General features: G+C 64.5%; 19 protein-coding genes and 1 pseudogene. 8 read left to right on the top strand and 12 right to left on the bottom strand.

The window, feature by feature from the left end:
• Positions 1-69 precede the first annotated feature (69 nt).
• A complete protein-coding gene (locus KVT37_RS27465; RefSeq protein ID WP_217578156.1) occupies positions 70-1,188 on the bottom strand; it encodes a P1 family peptidase in 1,119 nt (372 codons plus the stop codon).
• A 1-nt stretch (position 1,189) separates the two neighbouring features.
• Positions 1,190-2,755, bottom strand: a complete 1,566-nt coding sequence (gene xseA, locus KVT37_RS27470; RefSeq protein WP_217578157.1) for an exodeoxyribonuclease VII large subunit — start codon at positions 2,753-2,755, stop codon at positions 1,190-1,192.
• 120 nt (positions 2,756-2,875) lie between these two features.
• Between xseA and KVT37_RS27475 the strand changes: the two genes are divergently transcribed.
• A complete protein-coding gene (locus KVT37_RS27475) occupies positions 2,876-5,086 on the top strand; it encodes an EAL domain-containing protein (RefSeq protein ID WP_217578158.1) in 2,211 nt (736 codons plus the stop codon).
• 85 nt (positions 5,087-5,171) lie between these two features.
• Here the strand turns inward: KVT37_RS27475 and KVT37_RS27480 are convergent, their stop codons facing one another.
• A complete protein-coding gene (locus tag KVT37_RS27480; protein ID WP_217578159.1) occupies positions 5,172-6,128 on the bottom strand; it encodes a LysR substrate-binding domain-containing protein in 957 nt (318 codons plus the stop codon).
• A 180-nt stretch (positions 6,129-6,308) separates the two neighbouring features.
• Here KVT37_RS27480 and KVT37_RS27485 point away from each other — a divergent pair, with 180 nt between their 5' ends.
• Entirely contained in the window at positions 6,309-6,599 is a 291-nt protein-coding gene (locus tag KVT37_RS27485) for a DUF1127 domain-containing protein (protein ID WP_217578160.1), read from the top strand.
• A gap of 186 nt (positions 6,600-6,785) precedes the next feature.
• Here the strand turns inward: KVT37_RS27485 and KVT37_RS27490 are convergent, their stop codons facing one another.
• The 6 genes from KVT37_RS27490 to KVT37_RS27515 all read right to left on the bottom strand — a co-directional run bounded on the left by KVT37_RS27490 (position 6,786) and on the right by KVT37_RS27515 (position 11,523).
• Positions 6,786-7,010 (bottom strand): type II toxin-antitoxin system HicB family antitoxin, encoded by a 225-nt coding sequence (locus KVT37_RS27490; protein WP_095819825.1) that lies wholly within the window; start codon positions 7,008-7,010, stop codon positions 6,786-6,788.
• The gene (locus tag KVT37_RS27495) at positions 6,994-7,245 is read right to left on the bottom strand and encodes a type II toxin-antitoxin system HicA family toxin (protein ID WP_217578161.1); all 252 of its coding nucleotides are present in this window, start codon (positions 7,243-7,245) and stop codon (positions 6,994-6,996) included. The genes KVT37_RS27490 and KVT37_RS27495 overlap by 17 nt, the downstream gene beginning before the upstream one ends.
• A 27-nt stretch (positions 7,246-7,272) precedes the next feature.
• A complete protein-coding gene (locus KVT37_RS27500) occupies positions 7,273-8,310 on the bottom strand; it encodes a DUF937 domain-containing protein (protein WP_217578162.1) in 1,038 nt (345 codons plus the stop codon).
• A 103-nt stretch (positions 8,311-8,413) separates the two neighbouring features.
• Complete coding sequence (locus KVT37_RS27505; RefSeq protein WP_217578163.1) at positions 8,414-9,787, bottom strand: glutamate--cysteine ligase; 1,374 nt, start codon at positions 9,785-9,787, stop codon at positions 8,414-8,416.
• A gap of 205 nt (positions 9,788-9,992) precedes the next feature.
• Positions 9,993-10,727, bottom strand: a complete 735-nt coding sequence (locus tag KVT37_RS27510; protein WP_217578164.1) for a 16S rRNA (uracil(1498)-N(3))-methyltransferase — start codon at positions 10,725-10,727, stop codon at positions 9,993-9,995.
• Positions 10,728-10,860: 133 nt separating this feature from the next.
• Positions 10,861-11,523, bottom strand: coding sequence for a hypothetical protein (locus KVT37_RS27515; protein ID WP_217578165.1), 663 nt, complete (start codon positions 11,521-11,523; stop codon positions 10,861-10,863).
• 86 nt (positions 11,524-11,609) lie between these two features.
• On the opposite strand from KVT37_RS27515, the gene KVT37_RS27520 reads away from it, so the two are divergent.
• Complete coding sequence (locus KVT37_RS27520) at positions 11,610-12,308, top strand: type 1 glutamine amidotransferase (RefSeq protein ID WP_217578166.1); 699 nt, start codon at positions 11,610-11,612, stop codon at positions 12,306-12,308.
• A 295-nt stretch (positions 12,309-12,603) separates the two neighbouring features.
• The gene (locus KVT37_RS33860; protein ID WP_263498119.1) at positions 12,604-12,735 is read left to right on the top strand and encodes a hypothetical protein; all 132 of its coding nucleotides are present in this window, start codon (positions 12,604-12,606) and stop codon (positions 12,733-12,735) included.
• A gap of 95 nt (positions 12,736-12,830) precedes the next feature.
• Here the strand turns inward: KVT37_RS33860 and KVT37_RS27525 are convergent, their stop codons facing one another.
• The 3 genes from KVT37_RS27525 to KVT37_RS27535 all read right to left on the bottom strand — a co-directional run bounded on the left by KVT37_RS27525 (position 12,831) and on the right by KVT37_RS27535 (position 15,668).
• Entirely contained in the window at positions 12,831-13,598 is a 768-nt protein-coding gene (locus KVT37_RS27525; protein ID WP_217578167.1) for a metallophosphoesterase family protein, read from the bottom strand.
• 117 nt (positions 13,599-13,715) lie between these two features.
• On the bottom strand, positions 13,716-14,852 hold the full coding sequence (locus KVT37_RS27530; protein WP_217578168.1) for an alpha-hydroxy acid oxidase: 1,137 nt from the start codon (positions 14,850-14,852) through the stop codon (positions 13,716-13,718).
• 12 nt (positions 14,853-14,864) lie between these two features.
• Positions 14,865-15,668 (bottom strand): FadR/GntR family transcriptional regulator, encoded by an 804-nt coding sequence (locus KVT37_RS27535; RefSeq protein ID WP_217578169.1) that lies wholly within the window; start codon positions 15,666-15,668, stop codon positions 14,865-14,867.
• Positions 15,669-15,876: 208 nt separating this feature from the next.
• Between KVT37_RS27535 and KVT37_RS27540 the strand changes: the two genes are divergently transcribed.
• The 4 genes and pseudogenes from KVT37_RS27540 (at position 15,877) to KVT37_RS27555 (ending at position 20,794) form a co-directional block, all read left to right on the top strand.
• Complete coding sequence (locus KVT37_RS27540) at positions 15,877-17,199, top strand: DUF3422 family protein (RefSeq protein ID WP_217578170.1); 1,323 nt, start codon at positions 15,877-15,879, stop codon at positions 17,197-17,199.
• Between the two features lie 154 nt (positions 17,200-17,353).
• Positions 17,354-18,847, top strand: a pseudogene (locus tag KVT37_RS27545) (FAD-linked oxidase C-terminal domain-containing protein); the annotation flags it as partial.
• Between the two features lie 2 nt (positions 18,848-18,849).
• The gene (locus tag KVT37_RS27550) at positions 18,850-19,362 is read left to right on the top strand and encodes an endonuclease domain-containing protein (RefSeq protein WP_217578171.1); all 513 of its coding nucleotides are present in this window, start codon (positions 18,850-18,852) and stop codon (positions 19,360-19,362) included.
• 214 nt (positions 19,363-19,576) lie between these two features.
• Positions 19,577-20,794, top strand: coding sequence for an FAD-binding protein (locus KVT37_RS27555; protein ID WP_217578172.1), 1,218 nt, complete (start codon positions 19,577-19,579; stop codon positions 20,792-20,794).
• The last annotated feature ends 9 nt before the right edge of the window (positions 20,795-20,803 follow it).

Below are 20,803 nucleotides of genomic sequence, written 5' to 3' on the forward strand. Positions count from 1 at the left end.
CCAAAAGTCAGCCTTGAATCTGATTTGCCTCGCGATGGGAATCCCAAGCCGTTAAATTGTCACTACAGCCTAGCCGAATTTTTCCCTCAGCCATTGCTTCGGCAGCGCCGGCACGAAATTGCCGTCGCGCCCCGTCATATCCTCATTGGCGACCAATGCGTTGAGGATCGCCTCCTCGACGCCTTGCACGACCGCGTCGAAGAACGGGTCGATGTCGACGTCCGGGATGAATTCCGCGTGGCCGATGCTGCCCGAGACGCCGAGCGCCGCCTGAGGATTGGCGGTCGAAAAAGCCAGAAAGATGTCGCCCGAACTGTGGTAGCCATAGCCGCCGGTCATGGCGATGCCCAGCGGCACGCGCCGGGCGAGCCGCTTCATCTGATGCGGCAGGAACGGCGCGTCGGTGGCGACGACAGCGATGATCGAGCCCTTTTCGGCGCGCGGCGCTCCCTCGCGGATGGCCGGCTCGACCAGGTCAGCGCCGACTCGCTTGCCGCGAATGGTGAAATTATGCCGCTTGCCGAAATTCGCCTGCACGAACACGCCGAGCGTATAGCGCCTGTCCTGCCATCTCACGAGGCGGGAGGCTGTGCCGGACCCGGCCTTGAAGCCGAAGGCGATCATGCCGGTGCCGCCGCCGACACTGCCTTCCTCGATGGCGCCGCCCGCGGCGCTGTCCAACGCCGCCGTGACATGCTCGACGCTAACATGATGGCCGTTGATGTCGTTGAGGAAGCCGTCATAGGTCTCGGCCGCCACCGGCAGGCCCCAGCCCATGTCAAGCGCGGCCGGCAGCACCTTGTGCATCCAGCGCAGCGTGGCGTCACGCGCGACGCCGCAGGAATGCGTGTTGGTGACGGTGACCGGGAAGTTGAACGCGCCGGTCTCCTCGATGATATGCGTTCCCGTCAGCTCGCCATTGCCGTTCTGGCTGAACACGCCTGCGAACACCGGCGTCGCGAGCTCTTGAACCGGTCTTGGCAGGATCGCGGTGATGCCGGTGCGCACGGGGCCGTTGCCAACCCGAAGCGGCCCGTCGCCTGAAATCAGCGTCGTGTAGCCCACCGACACGCCTGGAACGTCGGTGATGGCGTTGAAACGGCCCGGCGTCCCGTCCAGCGCGCTGCCGAAGGCGCGCAGGCGCGGCTTGCCGGACGGCGTGCGAAGATGCGGATCGTGGCTGCTCATCTCAGAACAACGAGCCCTGATTGCCGGGCTCCTTGGCCTTGGCGGGCGATTTCGCGGCCAGCTTCGGTCGCGCGCCGCCGCTGGTGGCAATGGCCTCGGCGGTGCCGTCGGCGAATTCAAGCTGCAGCGCCGCGCCCGGCGCCAGGTCCTCAACCCGCTTGATCACCGAACCGTCGGCATCCTTGACCAGCGCGAAGCCGCGCGCCAGCACGGCTTTGTGCGACAGCGTCGAAAGCAGCCGGTCGGCCTGGGTCAGCGCCGCGCGCAGCCGGTCCAGCCGCCGCGCCGTTGCCTGATCCTGGCGGCGCGTCAGCGCGGCCAGCGTATCGGCCTGCTGCTTCTGGCGCCGCGCGATCGGCGCCGGCGATAGCCTTGCCGCCGTGCGTTTGAAGCGTGCGCGCCTCTCGCGCACGATGGCGAAGAAGGCGGCGCGGGCACGCGCGATATCGCGACCGGTCAGCGTGCGTGCTTCGTTGAGGCGCCGCGACAGGGTCGCCGGCGTCAGCCTTTGTCGCTCCAGCGTTGCCCGCTTGCGCTCGATATTCACCGTCAGTCCGCGCCCGAGCCGGCTGGTCGCATCGTCGAAACGGCGCCGCGGCAAGGCCAGCAACTGGTCGGGCGAGGGCAGCGCCCGCGCCGCGGCGCGCACCGCCTGGCGCTTGCGCTCCAGATGCCGCGAGGCACAGGCGTTGAGTCGCGCGCCGAGGCTGGCAAGCGTCGCTTCCAGATCCGCCCTGACCGGCACGGCGATCTCGGCCGCACCCGTCGGCGTCGGTGCGCGCATGTCGGCAACGAAGTCGATCAGAGTCGTATCGGTCTCGTGCCCGACGGCGGAGATCACGGGAATCCCGGACGCCGCGACGGCGCGCGCCAGCCCTTCGTCGTTGAAGCCCCAGAGATCTTCCAGGCTGCCACCGCCGCGCGCCACGATCAGGAGATCGGGCTGGCGGATGGGTCCATCCCAGGTCAATGCGTTGAAACCATTGACGGCCGCGGTCACTTCCCGGGCCGTCGTGTCGCCCTGGACTCTCACCGGCCAGACCAGCACATGCAGAGGAAACCGGTCCTTGATGCGATGGATGATGTCGCGGATCACCGAGCCGGTCGGCGAGGTGACGACGCCGATCACGCGTGGCATGAACGGCAGCCGCCGCTTGCGGCCGGCATCGAACAGGCCCTCGGCCTGCAGCCGGCGCTTGCGCTCCTCGAGCAGCGCCATCAGCGCGCCGGCGCCGGCCGGTTCCAGATTGTCGATGACGATCTGGTAGTTGGATTTGCCGGGGTAGGTCGTCAGCTTGCCGCTGGCGATCACCTCCATGCCTTCCTCGGGGCGGAATTTCAGACGTGCCATGGTGGTCTTCCAGACCACGGCATCGATCCGCGCCCGGTCGTCCTTCAACGCGAAGTAGGCGTGGCCGGACGAATGCGGGCCGCGATAGCCGGAAATCTCGCCACGAACCCGCACATTGCCGAAGGCGTCCTCGACAGTGCGCTTCAGCGCGCCGGAAATCTCGCTCACCGTGTATTCGGTGGCGTTGCTGCGTGATTCGGTTGCTGTTTCACTCATCTGGCGATTGGGGAGCGCTTATCGGCCGGCGTCAAGCCGGGACAAACCTCGCTAATATTATAACGTGATTTTAAGCCCGATTTGCTTTGACTGGCGACACGAGAGCCGGCCAGGGACGCGATGAGCGCACGCCACAACAGCAGCCCGTTGACGCACCAGGTCACGCTGACCGTGCTGACGCTTGCCGCTTTCGCCTTGGCCATGGTCGTTGGCTTCGGCTTCTATGCCGCAGCCCAGGCCGACCAGGCTTCGCTCGAACGGCAGAAGATTTTCATCGCCGATGGCCTGAAGGACCAGATTGCCGCGGTTCAGCGCGAGCAGGAAAGCGTGACGGTCTGGGATGATTCCGTAACCAATGTGAGGGCGGGCAACCAGGCCTGGATCGAGGAAAACCTCAGCACCTGGATGTACACCTACTACGGCCACAACCGGGTCTACATCCTCGACGCCGCCAACCATGCGGTCCATGCCATGCGGGAGGGCAAGGTCGTAGAGGCTTCAATCTTCGGCGAGGATCAGCCGGAACTGCAGCCGACCATCGAGAAGCTGCGCCACATGTTGGCTGAGCCAGCGAAGGCCGACGCATCCGGCCAGCCGGCCAAGATGGTCGCGCAGGACCTTGTGTCGCTCCAGGGGAAGCCCGCGATCCTGAGCATCATGCCGCTGGTGCCGAGCACGGATCGCGTCACCCAGGTGGCCGGTACGGAATATCTGCATGTCTCGGCCGAGTTCATCAACGATGCCGTCATCGGCAAGATCGCGGCCAAATATCTGCTCGACGGCGCGCGCCTGGTGCCGTTGTCACAGCCGGCTGGTCCGGCCGCCGTCCCGCTGGTCGATTCGCGCGGCGTCATCCTCGGCTATATCGGCTGGGACCAACTGCGGCCCGGCCTTACCTTGGTGCGCAAAATCGCTCCGGCCCTGGCGATTGCACTGCTCTTGGCCGGCAGCGTCCTGGCCTTCTTGCTGCGGCGGCTTCGACGTGCCTCGGCCGCGCTGCAGACCAGCCAGGACGAGGCGCAATATCTCGCCTTCCACGACACGCTCACCGGCCTCCCCAACCGGGCGCTGTTCGAGGATCGCCTGCGGCGCACGCTGCTGTTCGCCAGCCAGGACGGAGCGCGCGTCGCGCTGCTTTACCTTGATCTCGATCGCTTCAAGCATATCAACGACACGCTCGGTCATCCGGCCGGCGACCAGCTCGTGCGCCAGACGGCGGCGCGGCTCAAGCACACGATCCGCGAAGTCGATACCGTCGCCCGGCTCGGCGGCGACGAGTTCGCCATCATCCTGCTCGATGTTCCCGACGTAAGAAGCGCTGAAGACATCGCCGACAGATTGCTCTTGAAGCTGCGCGAGCCGTTCAGGCTGATCGACGATCAGGTCTTCGTCAGCGCGAGCATCGGCATCGCGCTGTCGTCCGGATCGGATACCGACGCGGACGATCTGCTGCGCAAGGCCGACATCGCGCTTTACGAGGCCAAAAAGAACGGCCGTGGCCGTTACCAGCTGTTTGCCGGCGACATGGACGATCTGCTGCTGCGCAAGCGCAAGGTCGAGGCGGAACTGCGCAAGGCGCTGGATGGCGACGGTGGCATAAAGCTCGCCTATCAGCCTGTCTTCGCGATAGACGGCCACCGGATTCTCGGCGCCGAAGCGCTGATCCGCTGGGGGCATGAGGTGCATGGCGCGCTGCCTGCCGGGCAATTCATCGCCATCGCCGAAGAACGCGGGCTGATCGGCGAGCTCGGCAGATGGGCGCTGACCGAGGCCTGCCGCTTCGCGGTTACGACCGAACTGCCCTGGATCGCCGTCAACATCTCGCCCGTGCAGTTGCGCGATGCCGGCTTCGCCGCGCTGGTTGCATCGGTGCTGAGCGAAACCGGGTTGGACCCGGCCCGGCTGCAACTCGAGACCACCGAGGGCGTGCTGCTGGAGCACAACGACACGATTGCCTCCGTCATCGCAACCCTGCGTGAATCCGGCGTCCGCATCGTTCTGGACGATTTCGGCACCGGCTATTCGTCGCTGAGCTATCTGCGCCGTCAGTCGATCGACAAGCTGAAGATCGACCGCTCCTTCGTGCGTCTGCTCGACGAGGACGAAAGTGCCCGCGCAATCGTCAAGTCGCTGATCGAGCTGGCGCTGGCGCTGAGGGTGGAAGTGACCGCCGAAGGCGTCGAGACGGATGGACAGAAGGCCCTGCTGGTCGGCATGGGCTGCCGGCAGTTGCAAGGTTATCTGCTGTCGCCGCCGCTGGAGCCCGGCCAGTTGCTGGCGCTGCCGGGTGTTTCGGAACCCAACCAGGAACGTTCCGCCGTTCGCGCATAGTTTGCTTGACTCAATTCCCGACGGAAGGCCACGGTGAAGACGCCGGGCCTAACCGCGTCACACTTTTCCTGGAATTGCTCCCGCCTTACCAGCCAGGCATGATCTGGTTTGCCTTGACCCGCTTCATCTTGGCGAAGGCGAGCGCGGCGAAGTCGAAGCTTCCGGCCTCTTCGCTGATCGGCACGGAAATATTGTCGAGGCTCTCGGCAATGTGGCGGGCCAAAGCGTCGACGATCTCCGGCTGCGAGGTCTGGCCGCGCATGATGCCGATGCGGCAGTCCGGCAACTGGCCGAAGCCGTCGGCCTCGCCGAGCACGCGCATGCCTGGCCTGAGCGCGCATTCCGGCAGCACCGAGATGGCGAGGCCGGAAAGCACGGCGGCGGTGATGACCGTGGCCGAAAAGCTCGAAAACAGGATGCGGTAGTCGCGCTTTTGCCGGTCGAGCACGTCGACCGCGGCGCGCCGCCAGATGCAGTTCGGCCGGCCGAAAGCCATCGGCAGGATTTCCTGCTCGTGCGTGGCGTGATTGGCCGAGGTCACCCATAAAAGCGGCTCGCGCCGCACCACTTCCGACTGTCCCCGCGTGTCGTTATGCGTCACCAGCGCCAGGTCGAGATTGCCGCGCTTGATGTGTTCGACCAGGCCCGGCGTCGGCTCGCAGACGACGGTCAGCTCGACACGCGGATTGGAGCGCGAGAAGCGCGCCATGATCTCGGGCAGGAAGCGGTCGGCATAGTCGTCCGGCGTGCCGATGCGGATCGTGCCTTCGAGACGCTGGTCGTCGAAGGCGGCCAAGGTCTCGCGGTTGAGGTAGATCAGCCGCCGCGCATAGGAAAGCAGCCGGTCGCCTTCCTCGGTCAGCTTGTTGGTGCGGCCGTCCTTTTCGAACAGCGGCTTGCCGATCCGCTCCTCCAGCCGCCGCATCTGCATCGACACCGCCGACTGTGTCCGGTGCACCTCTTCGGCCGCGCGGGTAAAGCTGCCGGTGTCGGCGATCGAGATGAAGGTTTGCAACTGATCGAGGTCAAGCGGCGCTTTCATCGGTCCAACCTATCATTGATGTTGATGCTACAGATTAAAAACATTCGTTGGATTAATCAATCGCGCGATGGCAAATTGGCATTGTCCACATGAAAGCATGTGAATGGAAACCCGAACGGCGCTTCTCCCAAGGCGCCGATCGCTTGGTTTCGTCCGCTCGACTCCGCAGGAGAGACTGACATGACCACGATTGAATTCGCTTCCGAGACCCCGCGCATCACCACGCGTCCGGCCGTTGCGACGCGCGTGATCAACGTTCTCGCCAACATCTACGTCGCCTGGAAAAATCGCCGCGCCTTCTATCGCCTGGGTGAGATGTCGGACGCCGAGCTTGCCGATATCGGCCTGACCCGCGCCGACCTTCATGTCGCCATCGGCGTGCCGTTCGGCCGCGATCCGACGGTGAAGCTGCGCACCATCGCCAGCGAGCGCGCCGACACGATCGAGGATCTCGCTCGTCAGGTCGCCTGAACGGCCGCGTTCCCAGGATTTGCGGTCGCGTTGAACCTTTTCAAGGCTCGGCGCGACCAAGGTTCATGCAGGCTCCCACACTCCCTGCCGGTTCCCCGCCGGCCCGCCTGCACATTGCCCGGTTCCTCTTCCAGGACCGGGCATTTTTTTCAGGCTGCGCCTCTCTCTGGAAGGTCTTTCAGGGAATTAGGCGAAAGCCAGTTTTCTCGACGGTCTTGGCACTGATCGGCCAAGTTCATGCGCCGCTTCTATCCAAGCCGCGATAGCATCTTGAACATTCGCGATGGCCTCTTCGGGAGTTTCCCCATCGCTCATGCAACCGGGAAGATCCGGAACATAAGCCGAGAACCCGCCACCGTCCTCAATCGAGAGTGGCGCGATGACGACAGGATATTCAAGCTTGTCCGTCATGCTTTTTTGCCTCGTCGATAAATGCCACGAGTTTTCGAATATATACGGGCTTGATCGGGCGTTTGAAAGGCACCGTCAAAATGTCAGCCATTGCTGAGTGGTAGATTTTGTAATGCGATCCCCCCGATCTCGGCGGCACGCATTGAATGCCGGCCTCGTCACAGACTGCCTTAACATCGCGCATCGACCAGTCGCCACGGGGATTGTGGCGCATTTGTTCGAGTTTCTTGCTCACGGTAGGCGCTCTGGAGGTGTTCGATACCTACCGCCGGTCCATGTCGCGCTTGAACTGGTCAAAGATCGTCCCGACGTTCTTTTCATATTCGTCGCGCTGCTGCGCGCCGGTCTCGAACATCTTGCCGAAAATATCGTCGAACGGGTTTCGCGGCCGGCCGCTCGGATTGGTCTGCGGCTGTTGCGGCGCGCTCTGCTGCGGCTGGCGCTGTTGCGGCTGCGGTGACGGCTGCCCGCCGGGCAGGCCGAAACCGCCGCCGCCCTGGCGCAGCATCTCCTCGAAGATCTTGCCCAGCGGGTTGTCGCCATAGGGGCTTTGCGTCTGTTGGGGCTGCGGCTGCTGCGGCCGGCCTTGCGGCTGCTGCGGCGCACCGCCACCAAACATATCCTGCAGCACCTTGCCGAGCGGGTTCTCGCCATAGGGATTGGGCGCCTGCTGGGGCTGGCTTTGCGGCTGCTGAGCGGCGCCGCCGAACATGTCCTGCAGCACCTTGCCGAGAGGATTCTCGCCGTAGGGATTGGGCGCCGGCTGCGGCGCCTGTCGCGTCTGCGGCGCCGGCGCGACGCCGCTCTGCCGCATCATCTGCTCGATGATCTCGCCGAGCGGATTGCCGCTGCCGCCGAAGCCGCCGGCGGCCTGCATCTGGTTGTTGGTCTGCTTGAACAGGCCGCCCATCATCATCGAGGCCATGGCCGGCAGCATCTGCTGCAGCACCTGCTGGCTCAGCCCCGTCGCCTGCGCTGCCTGGACCGCCACCGCGCGCGACAAGTCTTTCGAGCCGAACAGATGGCCGAGAATGCCGTTGCCCTCATCGATGCCTTGCGGCGAAAAGGCCCGGGTAGCGTCCTCGAAATACTTGGCGTGCTGGCCGCTCGCCATCGCCGTCATGAAGGCGCCCATCCCGTAAGGGTCGGCGGTGTTGCGCTGCAGCCCCTGCGAGAAGGCGGGCAAAAGTGCCTGCACCGCTGCCTGGGTCTGCTGCATCGAAAGCCCATATTGCTGGGCCAGCGCCTGCATGCCGGCGCCGTTCTGGGCTTGGGCAAAAATGTCGAACAGGGAAGGCATAAGGTTTCCTCCGACAATATCCTCGTCGGGGAGCAGCCTATTTCCTTTCTATCATGGATTGAAGCAGCTTTTGCTGACCAACCGCCAGGCGGATGCCCGACGGTTAATAGGCGTACTCCATGAACACCGGCTCGATCGAGCCGCCCCAGCGCGTGTGATAGGCCGACAGCATCTCCTCGGCGCTGGTGGTGCCGCGCGCCACGACTTCGTCCAGCGTGTTGAGGAACGAGGTCTCGTCATAGCCGTCGCGGTTCTTCTTTCCACGGTTCTTCAGGCCGGTGCGCGCGATCGCCAGCACGTCGCGGGCGACGTCGCGCAAGGTGGCGTTGCGGAACGGCGCCGCAATGCCTTGCTCCGGCACGGCGTTGCGCATCGCCAGCGCTTCCTTGTAAGTCCAGCTCGAAGTCAGCGCCTCGGCGGCGTCCAGCGCCTGCTCGTCGTAAAGCAGCCCGACCCAGAAGGCGGGCAGGGCGCAGATGCGCCGCCACGGCCCGCCATCGGCGCCGCGCATTTCGAGGAAGCGCTTCAGCCGCACGTCGGGAAACAAGGTCGACAGATGGTTCGCCCAGTCGCCCATCTCCGGCAATCCATCCGGAACTTCGTCGCGCGCGGCACCCGCCATGAACTGGCGGAAGGTGTAGCGCGTCATATCGTGATACTGGCCGTCGCGGATGACGAAATACATCGGCACGTCGAGCGCCCATTCGACATAGTCGGCGAAACCGAAATCGGGCGAGAAACAGAATTCGAGCATGCCGGAGCGCTGGTTGTCGGTGTCGCGCCAGATGTCGCCGCGCCAGCTCTGCAGCCCGTTCGGCCGGCTCTCGGTGAAGGGCGAATTGGCGAACAGCGCCGTCGACAGCGGCTGCAGCTTCAGCGACACCTGCATCTTGCGGCGCATGTCGGCTTCGCTCTCGAAGTCGAGGTTAACCTGGATCGTGCAGGTGCGGTACATCATGTCGAGGCCCTTGGTGCCGACCTTCGGCATGTAGCGCGTCATGATCTCGTAGCGCGACTTCGGCATTTTCGGCGTCTCGGCCAGCGACCATTTCGGGCTGCCGCCGAGGCCGAGGAAGCGGATGCCCATCGGCTCGGCGATCTCGCGCACCTGCGCCAGATGCGCGTTGCCCTCGCGGCAGGTTTGATGGATCGACTCCAGCGGCGCGCCGGAAAGCTCGAACTGGCCGCCCGGCTCCAGCGAGATCGCGCCCTGTCCGGTCGGCTCGACCAGACCGATGATGCGGCCCGCATCCATGATCGGATCCCAGCCGAGCTTTTGCTGCATGCCCTCGAGGATGGCGCGGATGCCACGCTCGCCGCCATAGGGCACCGGCGCGTTGCCGTCGACATAGAAGGGGAATTTCTCGTGCTCGGTGCCGATGCGCCATTTGTCGCGCGGTTTGTTGCCGGCGGCCAGATAGCCGACCAGTTCGTCGATGCCTTCGATGGGCTGGGTGTCGGTCGTGTCGCGCGCCATGAGGCCCCTCCGAGCGCATTGCCCCGGAAATCGGCACCGACTTCCTCAAGGCGTCCTGCACAGAAACGTAAATGTTACAGCGCCCTTCGTGCGTCGAAAAGCATGCGCGGTGCTGCAGAGGCCGGACGGCCGCCGGCGCTAGATGGACGAAATGTTAGCAGCCGATCAAGCAAAAAATCCTGAGCCAGGCCTCAACAGGATTTGATCACCAGTCGCCGATCGTCGCCTGGATCGCGGCAAGTGCGGCCACCGCCGCCGTGTCGGCGCGCAGGATGCGTGGTCCGAGCGGGATGGCGGTGACGAAAGGCAGCGCCCTCAGCATCTTGCGCTCGTCGTCGGAAAATCCGCCTTCCGGACCGACCAGCAGCGCAAGTTTCTTCTCTTTGACCGCCTGCAAGGCCGGCAGCGGGTTGTTGGTCGAGGCATCCTCGTCGCAGAAGATCAGCCGCCGCTCCTTGTCCCAACTGCCCAGCAGCCGTTCCAGCTTCTCCGCCTCGTGCACCTCCGGCACCGCCAGTATGCCGCATTGCTCGGCCGCCTCGACGACATTGGCGCGCAGCCGGTCGATGCCGGGTTTTGCCACCTGCGTATGCTGGGTGATGACGGGCTGCAGCATGCCGGCGCCCATCTCGACCGCCTTCTGCACGAGGTAGTCGAGCCGACCCTGCTTCAGCGGCGCGAAGCAATAGACGAGATCGGGCAGCGGCGGCTGCGGCCGCTGCAACTCCAGCACCTTCAGCCGGACGGCCTTCTTGGACCTGGCGGCGATCGAAGCCGACCATTCGCCATCGCGACCGTTGAAAAGCAGAACCTCCGCACCCTCGCCGAGCCGCAGCACATGCGCGAGATAATGGCTTTGCTGTTGTCCGGCATCGAATTCGAGGCCCGGCCCGAGATCGTCCGGCACGAACAGCCGCTGCATTTTGTAATTGGCGCGCATGGCCCAAGCAGGTTCCGCAAAAGTGTCCAGCGGTTTTGCGATCAGAACCTGCGAAAAACAAGGGAATCTAAGCAGATATTCGTGGGACATCCCACGAATATCTGCTTAGCAATGGGCGAGGCGGTGGCTTCCGTCAAATATCGGCGGTCGGATGCCAGACCGGCGCAAAACCTTGCCGCAGCACCGCAATGCTGGTCGCCGGCGTCAGCCGACGCAGCAACAAGCCGGCTAGGCGATCGAAGCCAACAGGATCGGCGTAGCCTGCGAACGACCATCGAAGCGCTTTGCCCGAACGCAGCGCATAGGCAGTGTCGCCATCCGCGATCATCGCTCCATCAGGCAAGTCGCCAAGCTCGGATATGATCAGGGCAGGAGGCCGTCCGCCTGAAGCCAGCCGCTCCTTGTGCAGCCGCTTGTCGACCATCGGCGCGCGCGGTTCGGCAATGCCGAAGGCCTCACCGAAGCGGCCGACGAAATCGGTTGCTCGCTCGCGCTGGCAGAAGAAGCAGGGCCGGTGGCCGGCGGCGAAAGCCGTCACCTCGTCGAGGAAGAACAACTCGGTCCATCCGGCTTTTCCGCCCATTTGATCAGCGCCTTGCCGGTTGCGGCCCATCGGCTCGCGCCGAACATTGCGGAATTGGCAGACGCAGATGATCCAGGCCGGCAGCGCCCAGCGCTTCTTCAGCAGCGTTTTCGTCTCGGGGTCGTGGATGATGCCGCGATTGCCGGTGAACAGGCCGCGTTCAGGCACGGCGTGGATGGCGCCGAACGGATCGACCCGGTTCTGCAGTGGCATAGTTTTCTCTCCCGCCGCGCATCTTGGCTGAATTGCCGGCCGCATGATATCGCTCGCCCCAGCGTTTTCATGTCAGCAGGTTTTCGATGCGGGTTTTGGTCGTCCAGAATTTCGACAATGAGGGCCTTGGCCAGATCGGCGCGGCCCTTGTGGAAGCCGGCGCCGATATCGACCTGCGTAAGCCTTATCAGGGCGAAACGCTGCCGCAGGACAGCAGCGAGCACGACGCTATGGTCATGCTTGGCGGCGCCCAGAACGCGCTCGACGACGAGAACTGCCCGTATTTTCCCGCATTGCTCGATCTGACGCGCGACTTCGCCGACAAGGATCGCTCGGTGCTCGGCATCTGCCTCGGCAGCCAGCTTCTGGCGCGCGCCTTCGGCGGCACGAACCAGATCGGCGGCGCCACCGAGTTCGGCTGGCACAAAGTGTCGCTGACGCCGGATGCTAAGTCGGATCCGGTGCTGGGCGCCTTGCCCGAAAGCTTCCCCATTTTCGAATGGCATGACGATACGTTCGGCCTGCCGGAAAACGCCGTGCGGCTGGCCGGCAGCGCGGTCGCCGAAAACCAGGCCTTCCGCCTCGGCCGCGCCGCCTATGGCTTCCAGTTCCATTTCGAGGTGGACAGCCCGATGGCGCGCGATTGGAGCACCTGTTTCGCATCGCTCATCGCCGAGCGCCATCCAGATTGGGCCGGCAAGCTCGATGACGAGATAGCGCGCAACGGGCCCGATGCCGACGCCGCCGGCCTGGCGATAGCCCGCGCCTGGGTGGCGACTATCTAGCAGTTCGAACCCATCGCTGAACGAGGCGTGGCATAATTGGCACGGCTCCGCGCTTCCGCCTGGGGATAATACTCTTCTTCCTTGGTTTGTGTCCGGTCGCTCGCCTAAGAGGGCGCGCTTTGTATCGTCGGTGCAACCGCCATGAACCTTTTGTGTGATCCAGCCGACACACCGGCGATACGGAATCTGCTTAGAAGCGTGAAATCGTCGAAACATTGAGACGCATTTTATCGTTTCAACGCATTGGTAACCGCCTCGTGCCCAGATGCAGAAAGCTTAACCAGAGATGACGTCCGTGAAAGCAGCTCTCCTGTCTTTTGTCATGCTGTCTGCCATCGTGCTCTGCGGCCTGGGCATCTATGCCGCCGACGCAGCGACCAACCACCGCGCCGTCGACGGCTATGGCGTCACCGCCTCGCTCGACTGAGCCTCGATAAAATCGCAAGCACGCCCGCGCCGGTATCGCGCCTAAAGCGTGTTGAGATTCAGGTCAGGCCGGCCTCATCTGAATATCAATGCGCCTTAAAGCGCTTTGCCTTGCACGTCGATGATCTGCTTATCGCCGCCATTGACGGCGAGTGCGCTGAGCGTCCCCGATTTCCAGGCGAGCGTGTCGACATTGACCCGGTTGGCCATCACCTCGGCCTCGGGCACCGGTGTATGTCCGTGCACGATCACTTTAGGGTAAAGTCCCGGGTGGTCATGGAAGGCGTCGCGGATCCAGATCAGGTCCTGCCGGCTTTGACTTTCGAGCGGTACGCCGGGGCGGATGCCTGCATGGCAGAAGAAGAAATCGCCGAAGCTGACCGAGAAAGGCAGTGACCCCAGGAAGTCGACATGGCTGGGCGGCACCGCCTTCAGCAAGGCCATGTGCCCTCGCGCGATGGCCTCCGCCTTGCCGAACCAATGCATGTCCCGTGTGAAATCCACGCCATAGGACTGCGCCGTCTGGACACCGCCATAGTTCATGAACAAGCCGTCCGGCTCGGCATTGGCGAGAAAATCGAGCATGCCGACATCGTGGTTGCCGGCGAGCATGATGTTGCGCGGATCGCGCCTTTGCGCCTCGATCAGGAAATCGATGACGCTTTTCGAATCCGGCCCGCGATCGACATAGTCGCCGAGGTGGATGATGCGCCAGTCGGTGGCGGGCGCATATTCCAGCTGGCTCTCGATGCGCCGATGCATGGCGACGAGCAAATCGTGGCGTCCATGCACGTCGCCAATGGCGTAGAGCCGCATGCCGTCAGGCCCGCGCGCATCGAGATAGTGTATGCCGGTCTCGGTCAAGGGAACGTCTTTTCCGTGTCAATTGTCGCGGACAAGCTAGGAACAATCGGTGAACAAGCGCCTAGCGCCGGAGCTAACCTGCCCTGTCCGCGATGAAGCGCCTGCCGCGCCCCCAGACTAGCGCCGGAGCTGATCCTTGCCCATGTCGGTGACGAGGCGCTTGCCGCACAGCGCCATCGTGACATCCATTTCCTTGCGGATGATCTCGAGCGCCTTGGTGACGCCGTCCTTGCCCATCGCGCCGAGGCCATAGAGGAACGGCCTGCCGATATAGGTGCCCTTGGCGCCGAGGCAGAGCGCCTTGAGCACATCCTGGCCCGAGCGGATGCCGCCATCCATATGCACCTCGATCCTGTCGCCGACCGCATCGGCGATTTCTTCCAGCACCGAGATCGACGAAGCCGCCCCGTCGAGCTGCCGCCCGCCATGGTTGGAGACCACGATCGCGTCCGCTCCGGTCTCGGCCGCCATCAGCGCGTCCTCCTTGTCGAGGATGCCCTTCAGGATCAGCTTGCCGCCCCAGCGCTCCTTGATCCAGGCGACGTCTTTCCAGGAAAGCTGCGGATCGAACTGTTCCGTCGTCCATGACGACAGCGATGAGACGTCGCCGACGCCCTTGGCGTGGCCGACGATGTTGCGGAAGGTGCGGCGTTTGGTGCCGGCGATGCCCAGGCACCAGCGCGGCTTCAAGGCAAGGTCGACGATGTTGGCAAGCGTCATCTTGGGCGGCGCCGAAAGCCCGTTGCGGATATCCTTGTGGCGCTGCCCGAGGATCTGCAGGTCGAGCGTCAGCACCAGCGCCGAGCATTTCGCCGCCTTGGCGCGGTCGATGAGGTTGAGCACGAAGTCCTTGTCGCGCAGCACATAGAGTTGGAACCAGAATGGCTTCTTGGTGACGGAGGCGACATCCTCGATCGAGCAGATGCTCATGGTCGACAGCGTGAACGGCACGCCGAACGCTTCTGCCGCCTGCGCCGCCAACATCTCGCCGTCGGCATGCTGCATGCCGGTCAGGCCGGTCGGGGCCAGCGCCACCGGCATCGCCACCTTCTGCCCGATCATGGTCGATTCCAGCGAACGGTTGCTCATGTCGACCAGCACGCGCTGGCGGAACTTGATCTTACCGAAGTCCTCCTCGTTGGCGCGGTAGGTGCTCTCCGTCCAGGCGCCGGAATCGGCATAGTCGAAGAACATCTTCGGCACCCTGCGGCGCGCCAGGTCCTTGAGGTCGGCGATGGTGAGGATTTCGCTCATGATGGGTCCCCGCTAGGAACGTTTGCGTGTGGGTTCGATATCGCCGGCTTCCGCGCGTTGTCTGAGGCGCAACCTCGATACCCGCTGCCAGTCGCCGCTGCGCTCGGCTTCCGCCATCGAGCGCTCGACATAGGTGATGTGATCCATCGCCGCCTTGCGCGCCGCGATCGGATCGCCGGCCTTGATCGCGGTGTGGATCGCCCGGTGCTGCGCAAGCAGCGCTTCGCGCGCGCCGGGCACGCTGAACACCAGCAGACGGTTCTGGAAAACACCTTCCGACAGCAGCCGGTAGCAGGAGCGCAATGTGTGCAGCAAAATGATGTTGTGCGCGCATTCGCATACCGCGTGGTGGAACTCGACGTCGATTTCCGCTTCGTCGTCGAAATCGCCAGTCCGGTGCGCCTCATCCATGCGCGCCATGATTCGATCGAGCAGCGCCAGATCCTCCGGCGTCGCGCGCCTGGCTGCATATTCGGCTGCCACCGCCTCGATCTCGCGCCGGTATTCGAGATAATCGGTCACTGCCTTGCGATGCGTTGAGATCAGGTCCGTCACCGGCTTGGTGAAGAGCTGGCCGATGACGTCGGCGACATGCGTGCCGCCGCCTGGCCTGGTCGTCAGCAGCCCGCGCCCTTCCAGCGCCTTCAGCGCATCGCGCAGGATCGGCCGCGACACGTCGAACTGGCGCGCCAGTTCGCGTTCGCCGGGCAGCCGGTCGCCGGTGCGCAGCACGCCTTCGAGGATCAGGCTCTCGATCTGCTGCACCACCTCGTCGGCGGTGCGCGAATGCTCGATCCTGGAGAAAATATCGCTCAACGGAGGCGCCTGGGGAATGGAACGGATACCATCCAGATTAAAGCGTCGGTCGGCAACTGGTCAAATTATTTATCCAATTTGATCTGCCTGGTCGCATCGCCCGCCCCGCGCTGCCAACCTCCGCTACGGATATTTGCTGTTTACGCGATACGCCGATTGCCGCAAGACGACTTGGTTGCACGAAAGGTCGAGAACAGGGGGACCAGCCGTGTCGGACGAGACGTCCAACCTCGAATTCCAGCCGCGCACGCAGGGCAGCGTGATGGGCTTTCCGGCGCATGAGGGACGGCCCGGCGCACTGGGCGAGGTTCATGCCCGGCCGCATCCGCTGGTCGACAAGCCGCGGGTGCTGATCCAGCTGTCCTTCATGACCGAGGGCGGTTCGGCCGTCGATCACGCCGTGCTCTCGGAGCTGTCGCGCCGCCTCGGCATCGCGGCACCCGAGCGCCATGCCCGCCACCACGCCATGAAATGGGGCAAGGGCACGCTGCGCTGGGAACGGCATACGGAATTCTCGACCTATCTCTGGGAAGGGCCGTTGGCGGAGAACGGCCGGGGGCAGGAGGATTCGCCCTTCGGCAACGGCTTCTCGCCACCAGGCACGGTGATTTCCGGCATCCGCCTCGAAATCCGCAAATGGACGCAAGTGAGCGAAAAGCTGATCGCCGGCTTCGACCCGACCAGCCTGTGCTATTCGCTGGTCGAGCGGGGTGCCGCCGCCATCATCACCGATTTCCGCCAGGACGGCGACGGCCTCACCCGCATCCTGGTGCTCGACCGCGGCCTGACGCCGGCCAGCACCGGCGCCTTGTCGCAGCGGCTGATCGACATCGAAACCTATCGGACGCTGGCCATGCTGGGCCTGCCGCTGGCACTCACGTTGTCGGGCCGCGCCCGCCGCATCGAGGACCGGCTGGCGACGACGACGCTGGAAATGAAGGCGGTCGAAACCCGCGACAGCCAGACCTTGCTTGCCGACCTCACCGAACTCGCCGCTGAGCTCGAGGCCGACGCCGCGTCCAGCCTTTACCGTTTCGGCGCCAGCCGCGCCTATGACGGCATCGTCACCGAAAGGCTGGAGGCGCTGGATGAGGAGTCGGTGCAAGGTTTTGACACCTGGGCGGGATTCTTGCTGCGGCGCATGGCGCCGGCGATGCGCACCTGCCGTTCGGTCGAGGAGCGCCAGGCCAACCTCTCGCGAAAACTCACCCGCGCCACCACGCTTTTGCGCACCTGGGTCGATGTCGACGTCGAGAAGCAGAACCGCGACCTGCTGGCCTCGATGAACAACCGCGCCCGGCTGCAACTGCGCCTGCAGCAGACCGTCGAAGGCCTGTCCGTCGCCGCCGTCTCCTATTATGTCGTCGGCCTCATCGGCTACGTCGCCAAGGGCGCCTCGGTCTTCGGCCATGCTTTCGCGCCCGAAGTCGTCACCGCCGCATCGGTGCCGGTCGCCATCCTGCTCGTCTGGTGGGGCGTGCGCCGCGTGCGCAAGATGCATTCCGAGCCGGCGAAACATCCTGGCGAGTAGCAGGCGAACATCCTCATTTGCGTGTCTACCCGCAGCGGCAGATTGCCGCTGCGGAAGCTAGGCGATGCGCCCGCGGCCCGATGCGACCAAAGCAGCGTTTGCAACAAAACTGTCAGGCTGGTAAAAGATTTTGACCAGTCAAGCGAGATGACCGATGTCCGGCCTAGCCATGCCCAAGCCAGATGCCGAGACTATGCGCCGCCGCGCCGAGATCGTCGCAGACATGCGCATCATCGTGCCGGGCGAGGGCGTCGTCGACGCGGCCAACGAAATGCGCGCCTTCGAAAGCGACGGCCTCACCGCTTACCGGCAATTGCCGCTGGTCGTGGTGCTGCCGGAGACCGTCGCCCAGGTCTCGCGCGTTCTGAAATACTGCAACGAGCGCAACATCCGCGTCGTGCCGCGCGGTTCCGGCACCTCGCTGTCCGGCGGCGCGCTACCGCTCGAGGACGCGGTGCTTCTGGTGATGAGCCGCTTCAATCGCATCCTGGCGATCGACTATCCCAACCGCGTCGTCGTCGCCCAGCCCGGCGTCACCAATCTCGGCATCACCATCGCCGTCGAGCAGGAGGGCTTTTATTACGCCCCCGATCCATCCTCCCAGATCGCCTGCTCGATCGGCGGCAATGTCGCGGAGAATTCCGGCGGCGTGCACTGCCTGAAATACGGCCTCACCGCCAACAATGTGCTGGGCATCGAGATGGTGCTGATGAACGGCGAGGTGGTGCGGCTCGGCGGCGGCCATCTCGACCAGGAGGGTTATGACCTGCTCGGCGTCATGACCGGCTCCGAAGGCCTGCTCGCCGTCGTCACCGAGGTGACGGTGCGCATCCTGAAGAAGCCCGAGACGGCGCGCGCGCTGCTCATCGGCTTTCCGACCAGCGAAGAGGGCGGCCAATGCGTCGCCGACATCATCGGCGCCGGCATCATCCCCGGCGGCATGGAAATGATGGACCGCCCGGCGATCCATGCGGCCGAAGATTTCGTCCATGCCGGCTATCCATTGGACGTCGAGGCGCTACTCATCGTCGAGCTCGACGGCCCGGGCGTCGAGGTCGACCACCTGATCGGTCTTGTCGAGGCGATCGCCTACAGGAACGGCTCGACCACCTGCCGAATCTCGCAGTCGGAACAGGAGCGGCTGAGTTTCTGGGCCGGCCGCAAGGCCGCCTTCCCGGCGGTCGGCCGCATCTCGCCCGACTATTACTGCATGGACGGCACCATCCCGCGCAAGGAACTGCCGCGCGTGCTCGCCGGCATGCGCGACCTGTCCCAGAAATACGGCCTCGGCGTCGCCAATGTCTTCCACGCCGGCGACGGCAATTTGCACCCGCTGATCCTCTACGATGCCAACGTGCCGGGCGAACTGGACAAGGCCGAGAGCTTCGGCGCCGACATTTTGCGGCTCTGTGTCCAGGTCGGCGGCGTGCTGACCGGCGAGCACGGCGTCGGCGTCGAAAAGCGCGACCTGATGCCGGAAATGTTCAACCAGATCGACCTCGACCAGCAGATGCGCGTCAAATGCGCCTTCGATCCCAAGCACCTGCTCAACCCGGGAAAAGTGTTTCCGCAGCTGCGGCGGTGTGCGGAGCTGGGAAGGATGCATGTGCATCGGGGAGAGGTGGCGTTCCGGGATATTCGGGGGTTTGGATGGCGGCCCGGGACCAAAGTCCCCCGCCCCCGCAAGGGGGGGGAGAGGTGGCCCGGGCGAAGCCCGAGACGGAGAGGGGGACGCCCTCTCAGCCAAGCCGCCGGTCGCCCGAAAAGATCGCTCGTGCGCGCGAGCTGCGCCACGGTGACAATCAGGCGGAAGCAACCCTCTGGAACGAACTGAAGGCGAAGAGGCTGGGCGGATACAAATTCCTTCGCCAAATGCCCATCGGTCCATACTTCGCGGATTTCGCCTGCAGGAACCAAAAGCTGATCGTGGAGCTGGATGGCAGCCAGCACGCTGAAAGCAGCTATGACAGGCGACGTGATGAGTTCATGCGAGGCGAAGGTTTCTCGGTTTTGCGGTTCTGGAATTTTGATGCGTTGAAGAGCACGAGGAGTGTTTGCGAAACGATCCTTGCAGCGTTGGAAGGACGGCTTGCTGAAGACGTGGTTGCTGGCGACCTCAGGTTCGTTTTCGCAGCCAAGAAGACGGGAGACCGCGTTCTATGAAAGCCCCCTCTCCGTCTCGGGCTTCGCCCGAGCCACCTCTCCCCCGCTTTGCGGGGGCGAGGAACCCAAGCTTTTCAATGTCGCGACGTCGGCGGTTGGCGTTTCCTCGCCCGCATGAAATGGGGGAGAGGTGTCCGCGTAGCGGACGGAGAGGGGGTAGCGCTGCCGTATGCGATTGCCCCGGCCTTGCGGGGGCGCGGAAAGGCGCGCGCCCATGACCACCTTCGCCCCCACCACCTCGGCCGAAACCGTCTCCACCGTCCAATGGGCGGCGGCCGAGGAAACGCCGCTCGACATCCTCGGGCACGGCTCCAAGCGCGGCATCGGCCGTCCGCTGCAGACCGAACACACACTCGACCTGTCCAAGCTCACCGGCGTCACCCTCTACGAACCCGCCGAACTGGTTATCTCTGCCAAGGCCGGCACGCCGCTGGCCGAGCTCGAAAAACTGCTCGCCGAAAACGGCCAGCAATTCGCCTTCGAGCCGATGGACTACGCCCCGCTGCTTGGTGGTGAGCCGGGCCAAGGGAGCAAGAACGGAACCATCGGCGGCGTGCTCGCAGCGAACCTGTCCGGTCCCCGCCGTCTCAAGGCTGGCGCCGCGCGCGACCACATCCTTGGCGTCGCCGCCGTCTCCGGCCGCGGCGAGGCCTTCAAGTCGGGCGGCCGTGTGGTGAAGAACGTCACCGGCTACGATCTCTCCAAGCTGATGGCGAACAGCTGGGGCACGCTGGCCGTGCTCACCGACGTCACCTTCAAAGTCCTGCCAGCGGCGGAGACGGAGGTGACGCTCGCCATCCGCGGCCTGCTCGACGATGCCGCCGTCGCCGCCATGGCGCTGGCGCTCGGCTCGAGCGCCGAAGTGTCGAGCGCGGCGCATCTGCCTGAACGCATCGCCGCGCGCGTCGCGGGCGGCAAGCATGGCAGCGATGCAGCAACGTTGCTGCGTGTCGAGGGATTTGGGCCTTCGGTCGTCTATCGTATCGAGGCGCTGCGAAAGCTGCTTGGCAAGGCCGGTCCCCTGGAAGAGATCGCCGGCGAAGCCTCGAAGACGATCTGGCGCGATATCCGCGACTGCAGTCCCTTCGCCGATGGCGGCGCGCGGCCGGTCTGGCGGGTTTCGATGGCGCCGTCGCAGGCGCATCACATGGTGATGGCGCTGCGCATGCAGGCGGCGGTCGATGCCTTCTACGATTGGCAGGGCGGCCTGGTGTGGCTGTCGATGCGCGAGGACGAGCCCGAGGCCGAGCTGCTGCGCGGATTGATCCGCAAACATGGCGGCGGCCACGCGACGCTGGTGCGCGCGTCCGCCCCGCATCGCGCGGCGCTGCCGGTGTTCGAGCCGCAGCCGCCGCATCTGGCCGCGCTGTCGGCGCGGCTCAAGGCCGAGTTCGATCCGAAGAATATCCTCAATCCCGGCCGCATGGCTTAGGACACCGGC

Source organism: Mesorhizobium sp. GbtcB19, assembly GCF_019091085.1.
Taxonomy (GTDB): domain Bacteria; phylum Pseudomonadota; class Alphaproteobacteria; order Rhizobiales; family Rhizobiaceae; genus Mesorhizobium.

Excerpts from the sequence above, each read along its gene's own strand:
- KVT37_RS27465 (WP_217578156.1), bottom strand. The coding sequence starts at position 1,188 with ATGAGCAGCCACGATCCGCATCTTCGCACGCCGTCCGGCAAGCCGCGC.
- xseA (WP_217578157.1), bottom strand. The coding sequence starts at position 2,755 with ATGAGTGAAACAGCAACCGAATCACGCAGCAACGCCACCGAATACACG.
- KVT37_RS27475 (WP_217578158.1), top strand. The coding sequence starts at position 2,876 with ATGAGCGCACGCCACAACAGCAGCCCGTTGACGCACCAGGTCACGCTG.
- KVT37_RS27480 (WP_217578159.1), bottom strand. The coding sequence starts at position 6,128 with ATGAAAGCGCCGCTTGACCTCGATCAGTTGCAAACCTTCATCTCGATC.
- KVT37_RS27485 (WP_217578160.1), top strand. The coding sequence starts at position 6,309 with ATGACCACGATTGAATTCGCTTCCGAGACCCCGCGCATCACCACGCGT.
- KVT37_RS27490 (WP_095819825.1), bottom strand. The coding sequence starts at position 7,010 with ATGACGGACAAGCTTGAATATCCTGTCGTCATCGCGCCACTCTCGATT.
- KVT37_RS27500 (WP_217578162.1), bottom strand. The coding sequence starts at position 8,310 with ATGCCTTCCCTGTTCGACATTTTTGCCCAAGCCCAGAACGGCGCCGGC.
- KVT37_RS27505 (WP_217578163.1), bottom strand. The coding sequence starts at position 9,787 with ATGGCGCGCGACACGACCGACACCCAGCCCATCGAAGGCATCGACGAA.
- KVT37_RS27510 (WP_217578164.1), bottom strand. The coding sequence starts at position 10,727 with ATGCGCGCCAATTACAAAATGCAGCGGCTGTTCGTGCCGGACGATCTC.
- KVT37_RS27515 (WP_217578165.1), bottom strand. The coding sequence starts at position 11,523 with ATGCCACTGCAGAACCGGGTCGATCCGTTCGGCGCCATCCACGCCGTG.
- KVT37_RS27520 (WP_217578166.1), top strand. The coding sequence starts at position 11,610 with ATGCGGGTTTTGGTCGTCCAGAATTTCGACAATGAGGGCCTTGGCCAG.
- KVT37_RS27530 (WP_217578168.1), bottom strand. The coding sequence starts at position 14,852 with ATGAGCGAAATCCTCACCATCGCCGACCTCAAGGACCTGGCGCGCCGC.
- KVT37_RS27550 (WP_217578171.1), top strand. The coding sequence starts at position 18,850 with ATGGCGGCCCGGGACCAAAGTCCCCCGCCCCCGCAAGGGGGGGGAGAG.
- KVT37_RS27555 (WP_217578172.1), top strand. The coding sequence starts at position 19,577 with ATGACCACCTTCGCCCCCACCACCTCGGCCGAAACCGTCTCCACCGTC.